6 protein-coding genes are annotated in these 6,471 nt (G+C 44.6%); 5 read left to right on the forward strand and 1 reads right to left on the reverse strand.

Features of this window, described 5'->3' with window-relative positions:
• The first annotated feature begins 31 nt into the window (after positions 1–31).
• From IGQ44_10870 to IGQ44_10890, 5 genes are all read left to right on the forward strand, one after another.
• Positions 32–979, forward strand: coding sequence for a 4-(cytidine 5'-diphospho)-2-C-methyl-D-erythritol kinase (locus tag IGQ44_10870; GenBank protein ID HIK38475.1), 948 nt, complete (start codon positions 32–34; stop codon positions 977–979).
• A gap of 5 nt (positions 980–984) precedes the next feature.
• On the forward strand, positions 985–1,794 hold the full coding sequence (locus IGQ44_10875; protein HIK38476.1) for a YdcF family protein: 810 nt from the start codon (positions 985–987) through the stop codon (positions 1,792–1,794).
• 102 nt (positions 1,795–1,896) lie between these two features.
• Positions 1,897–3,144 (forward strand): S-layer homology domain-containing protein, encoded by a 1,248-nt coding sequence (locus tag IGQ44_10880; protein ID HIK38477.1) that lies wholly within the window; start codon positions 1,897–1,899, stop codon positions 3,142–3,144.
• A 110-nt stretch (positions 3,145–3,254) separates the two neighbouring features.
• Positions 3,255–4,844, forward strand: a complete 1,590-nt coding sequence (locus IGQ44_10885; GenBank protein ID HIK38478.1) for a site-specific DNA-methyltransferase — start codon at positions 3,255–3,257, stop codon at positions 4,842–4,844.
• Between the two features lie 270 nt (positions 4,845–5,114).
• The gene (locus tag IGQ44_10890; protein HIK38479.1) at positions 5,115–5,231 is read left to right on the forward strand and encodes a hypothetical protein; all 117 of its coding nucleotides are present in this window, start codon (positions 5,115–5,117) and stop codon (positions 5,229–5,231) included.
• Positions 5,232–5,321: 90 nt separating this feature from the next.
• On the opposite strand, the gene IGQ44_10895 is transcribed toward IGQ44_10890, so the two are convergent.
• The coding region (locus IGQ44_10895; GenBank protein HIK38480.1) for a sodium:solute symporter at positions 5,322–6,471 on the reverse strand (1,150 nt) is incomplete at its 5' end.

Consider the following 6,471-nt stretch of genomic DNA (forward strand, 5'->3'; position numbering starts at 1 on the left):
ATTTTTATTGTGACCTGATAGTGGGTGGGATATGCAGTCTTATTGTCTATTCGCACCGGCGAAAATAAACCTCCATTTAGAGATTATAGGGGATAGGCCAGACGGATACCATGAACTGGTAATGGTAATGCAAAGTGTGAGTCTGGGGGATATTATCAGAATTAGAGCCAACGGCAGAGAGGAAATTCGTCTATTTTGTAACCACCCCCAAGTGCCACTGGATAACACCAACTTAGCATACAAGGCCGCCCGGAGAATGCAACAAGAATATCCCGCAGCCAGTGCCCTAGGAGGGGGGGTAGATATTACCATAGAGAAGAACATACCCGTGGCAGCAGGTTTAGCGGGAGGCTCAACAGATGCCGCGGCGGTGTTGGTAGGGATTAACCTGCTGTGGAAGCTGGGTCTAACTGTGCCAGAATTGCAACAAATTGGCGCCACCCTTGGTTCGGATGTGCCATTTTGTATTTCAGGAGGTACTGCACTCGCCACCGGGAGGGGGGAAAAAATTGAACCCCTACCAGATTTACAAAACCTGTGGGTGATACTAGCGAAGTATGAGAGTTTAAGTGTGTCCACTCCTTGGGCCTACAAAACCTATCGGGAGAAGTATAGCCGCCAATATCTATCCAATCCAGAAGATATCCAAAGACGCACCCATCAAATCCACAGTGGGGATTTGGTAAAGGCCATCAGCCAAAACAATGCCCGGCAAATAGGGGCTCTATTGTACAATGACCTAGAAAAAGTGGTCTTGCCCGCCTATCCTGCCGTAGCGGAGCTCATAGAGGCCTTTAGGCGCAAAAATGTGTTGGGGTGCATCATGTCTGGCTCAGGTCCAACTGTCTTTGCCTTGTGTGAGAGTCAATCCCAGGGGGAAGAGGTAATCAGTCAGGTAACAGCAGAAATAAACAACCCCGATTTACACTGCTGGTTAGCCCAGGTGTGTCCTCATGGTATCATAACAGTGCAAAACTAGGCATTATGGATTTTGTTTTCTTCTCCAAGCTACTCCCCTTATTCCTATATCCCCTTGGGTTGGCTTGTCTTCTTTTGGCAGTTTCCCTCCTGTTGTGGTGGTGGAAATTGTCTCGTTGGTTTCCCCTACCCGTGGTTGTAGCACTTGCCCTGTTGTGGTTAGCCGGTAACGAGGGAGTGAGTAACCTGCTAGTGACATCTTTAGAATGGCAATACATCAATAGCCCCGATACTATCCCCCCAGCCGAGGCTATTGTCATTTTAGGAGGAGGAGTCAAACCCCCCGTCTATCCCCGCTTTATGCCAGACTTGGCCGAATCAGGGGACCGTGTTATATATGGCGCTCAACTGTATCACCTGAAAAAAGCCCCCCTAATAGTAGTAACTGGTGGCAGGATTCCCTGGAAGGAAGGAGGAAGCCAATACCTTTCAGAGGCTGATGACATGGCAAACCTCCTACAAATGTTAAACATCCCCCAACAAGTTATCCTCAAAGAAGGCAAATCTTTAAATACCTACCAGAATGCCATCTACACCAGAGAAATCCTCCAAAAAAGAGGCATTTTTCGCATTATACTAGTTACCTCAGCCCTTCACATGCCTAGAGCGGTGAAAATCTTTGAAAAACAGGGCTTCGAGGTGCTTCCCGCCCCTACCGACTACCTGGTTACTATCCAAGACTTATCCCCTGAAAGACACACCTGGCAAAACCTCATGGTTGGCTTCTTCCCCGACGCGGAGTATTTCTACAAAACCAGCCTTGCACTAAAAGAATACATTGGTATCCTCATCTACAAACTACAAGGCTATCTGTGATAGTAAACCCGATAACCACATCCCTTAACCCAAAACTTGCAACCTGAAAAAGGGAAAAACCGTCAACAGGCTTCAGATTGGCAAAAAAGGAAGAAATCCACCATGAATACCAATGCCCCCTCCTTCGCCACCGCCTTATTTATGGCACTCACCCTCACAGCTGGTGGTAATATGCCCCTAATAGTAGCCGGGTTGAACACACCAGTATTGGCCCAGAATGTCCAGTTTACAGACGTGCCTGACAACCACTGGGCGGCAGCCTTTATCAGAGAATTAGTAGCAAGGGGTATTATAGCCGGCTTTCCTGATGGCACTTTTCGCCCAGAAGCCCCAGTCACCCGTGCCCAGTTTGCTGCCATGGTACAAAAGGCCCTCCCCAAGAAACCTATCCGTCCTACGGCACGCTTCAACGATGTTCCCAATAATTACTGGGGGGTGACGGCTATCAATAACGCCTATGCCATGGGATTCCTGTCAGGGTATCCCGGTGGCCTGTTTCGTCCGGAACAAAATATACCCAGAGAACAGGTTTTGGTATCCTTAGCCAATGGTTTAAATTATACCCCATCGGGGAACGTCAACAACACCCTCAACTTTTTCCTGGATGCCGGTAGTATTTCCAATTTTGCCCGTACTCCCATCGCTGCAGCCACCGAAAAACGACTGGTGGTAAACTTCCCTGACACCCGGAGACTCAATCCCACCCGCAACGCCACCCGCGCCGAGGTGGCAGCCTTTATTTATCAGGCATTGGTAGCAGAAGGGAGGACAACTGCCATTAACTCCCCCTATATAGTAACCCTGACTCAAACCCCCGTGGTCAGAAATAATACCATCCCTGCCGGCACCCTCATCCCAGTAGTCTATGATAAGGCAGAGAAAATACTGGTGACGAAGACAGAAAGTGTGCCCCTTGACTTAACTGTAGCTCAAGACATCAGAAATGCTAGTGGTGCTGTAGTTGTCCCCAGGGGAAGTATAATAAGGGGGGGATTACGTCCTTTCGGTAACGGTACTCGGTTTGTAGCACAAGAGCTAGAACTAGTCAATGGACGACGGTATCGTCTCGAGGCGACTTCCAATGTGGTTACGGAAACAGAAACGGTTTCTAGGGGGGTGAATGTAGGTAATCTCATAGCCAATGCCGCTATTGGCACGGCCGCTGCCGCCGCCATCGCCGCCATAACCGGGGATAAGAGGGTTACCACTGAGGAGTTGTTACTGGGGGCGGGCGCCGGTATCCTTGCCACCTTAATCCCACAATTTTTGGGTCTAAATCGGGTAGATTTAATAGTGGTAAAACCTGGCAAAAACCTCAATGTCAGCCTCAATAGTGACCTGGTGTTATAACCAGGGTTTGGTGTTATAAATTTGGGGGGTTTTTACTCCTTGTTTAATCCCCCTTGTCAGCCACCAATGGAAGAGGTATTGTACAACATATCCCCAGGCGTGGGAATGTAATGGTGACGGAAAAACAGCGGAATTTGGTGACCATAAAAGAAGCGAGTAAATGGGCATCAAAATATCTGAACAGGAGGGTAACAGTTTCTAATATCTACTATCTACTTCAATATGGAAGAATAAGCAAGTATGGAGCAGATAATACTACTCTCATAGATCTAGACGATCTAAAAAGCTATTATGACTCTTTAAACCACAAAAAAAATTACTGGGAGAAAGTATTAGGAAAGCTGAACTGGAAACTGGCCTTTAGTGAATATAAAGAAAGTGAGAGAACTAAACATGTTCATGGATTACATCCCTACAAGGGCAAATTTATTCCTCAGTTAGTAGAGTATTTTATTGACCCTCATACTGATGAATTCAAAAAAGAGATTTATTTTTATCCTGGAGATATTGTTTTGGACCCCTTCTGCGGCTCTGGTACAACTTTGGTTCAAGCTAATGAACTAGGAATACATGCCATTGGAGTTGATGTGTCCTTTTTTAACACGTTAATTTCTAAAATAAAAGTTGCCAATTATAATCTTTTGGAAGTAACTAGAGCCATCTATGAACTTACCCGGAGTCTGAAAGGCTTTCAAGGTAGTACGCCTAACAGGAAATTTGAATCTGAATTATCCCTTGAACTCTCCTGGTTTAATGCTAAATATTTTCCCTCACCAGAGTTCAAAATAAAGGTTGTAAATCGGGAGGTTAATGAAGATGAATATGGGCGAGAAAAAGAACAGGAGTTTCAGATTATATACAATAAACTTTTGGAAAAATACAACATCAGATTAAAACAAGATAACCCCAAAAGTTTTTTGGAGAAGTGGTATCTGCTTCCTGTGAGAGAGGAGTTGGATTTCCTGGCAGGAGAAATTAAAAACATGAGTGAAGGTATTATTAAGGATTTACTGATGGTAATATTAAGCAGAACTGCCCGCTCATGCAGGGCCACAACTCATGTCGATTTGGCAACATTAAAAAACCCCGTGTTTAATCCATACTATTGTAGAAAACACAAAAAGATATGCAAGCCCATATTTTCCATTTTAGATTGGTGGGAAAAATATACCAAAGACAGTCTAAGGAGACTAAAAGAATTTCAAAAAGTGCGCACTAATACCTTCCAGATTTGTATTGGAGGAGATAGTAGAACAATTGATATTTATGGGGAAATAAAAAAAATAAATCCTGACTTTGCCCAGTTGGTTCAAAACAAGAAAATTAAAGGAATTTTCACCAGTCCCCCTTATGTCGGACTAATTGACTACCACGAACAACATGCCTATGCCTATGAAATTTTTGGCTTTGAAAGAAAAGACGAACTAGAAATAGGACCTCTTCATAGAGGACGGGGAGAAGAGGCAAAAAAATCTTATGTTGTGGCAATAGCAGAGGTTTTAAAAAACAGTAAGAAATACTTACAAGATGACTATAATGTGTTTTTAATAGCCAACGATAAGTTTAATCTTTATCCCAAAATAGCTGATATTGCTGGGATGAGAATCGTCAATGAGTTTAAACGTCCGGTTTTGTGTCGTGTGGAAAAAGATAGAGAAAATCCCTACGGCGAATCCATTTTCCATCTGAAGGAGAAATAGAGATAATTCTATTTACATTTTTGAGCCTGTAGCCGAGGTTTTAGCTAGGAAAAAATTTGCCTATTCGCACTACCATAAGTGGTTCAAAAGCCCAATAAAGGGGAGAAATAGAGAGGGCATGTGTTTGAAATAAAAACAGCAAAGGCGAACAAAAGTGGATTTCCGTCACATCCTGTATTGGAACACCCTACAATCCCCAAAAACCAAAACCTGATAAAAGATGGAGTCTAGAAGAGAGCTCAGATACAAGGAAAAGAATTCTGGGATTTTTTGGCGGGCAATAGCGCCTACGAGGACATTTTAAACTGTTTTGAGAGGATAGGACAACAATTGACACCAGAAATAAATAAATACTTCTCGGGATTCGACAGTTACCTGGTGTTGTAACCATGAGTTGGTGTAATAAATGCGGGGGGTGTTTGCTTCTTGTTTACCTTGTTTACCCCCCTGAATATAACCCTAAATAATTCCTTGGTGTTATGAAGCGGAAGGAGTTGTATTATGCACAGGATGTTTGGAAGAAAAACTCGGGCGGGAGGCCATCACATAGGCTAACAGGGCAAATATTACAGAAACCACATAGCTGAAGTCTAGCCCCAATAGATAGTGAGAGATAAGCCAAGTGGCAGCACCGGTTATAATGGCCGCCTTAGCCGACAGGGCATTGCCTAGGGGAGAATACAACCCCAAAATCATGGCCACGAAAATTCCAGAGGTACCAAAAGCCGAGGCTTCCTCTACCAAATTGTATACCCCCTCCCCATATATGGCTAGCACAAAAGCAATGACACCCATGCACACTACTGTAACTCTTTGTAAGTACAGTTTAGTCCTTTCCCGCATGTTTCCCCACAAGGGGATGATAATATTGTGGGAAAGCAGGGCCGAACAGGCCAACAGGGCACTATCTACCGTGGACAAAATTGCCGACACCAGGGCGCCAATAAACACAATGTAAAGGGCAGGGGGCAAAAACTTCCTCGCCACCATTGACAAAATTTGTTCTTCTTCCGCTAACTCAGGGAAAAGGGTAAAACCAATCAAACCCAAACAGAGGGGAATCAAGCCTATCAGCAGATAACACAAGGCGGCAAACAGAGTCGCCCTCTTGGCTATCACCTGATTCCTGGAGGCCAAAATCCTAGATACTAACTCCTGAGCCACTAATGAACCAGTAATGGGCACCAACCAAGTCTCCAGAAATACTAATCCCTGGTGGACAATATTGTCACCGTTGTATTGCAGCCAATTGAGATGACTAGGTTCAATTTGAGCCAAAGCGGAATTAACACCCCCAAAATGGTTAAAAACCGAGAAAATCAGGAAAAATAAACCGAGAATCAGAATTGTGCCCTGAAACAAGTCCGTCCAAGCATCCGCCAATAACCCCCCGGAAACGGTATATACAATTACCACCATGGCGGCAAGAAAGGTAGCTGTCTCCACCTTCAAAGAGGAAGCGGAGGAGAGAATTAAACCAAAGGCCCTTATCTGTGCCGCGGCCCAAAGAAGAGAGCCAGGTATAAGAAACATAGCCGTTAGTCTTTCCACCCTCTCGGAGAATCTAACCCGGAAATAGTCTGCTAAGGTGGTTAGTTTGAGCCTGTATAAGGGCACAGCTATAAAC

The sequence above is a fragment of the Geminocystis sp. M7585_C2015_104 genome (assembly GCA_015295805.1).
Classification (GTDB): domain Bacteria; phylum Cyanobacteriota; class Cyanobacteriia; order Cyanobacteriales; family Cyanobacteriaceae; genus DVEF01.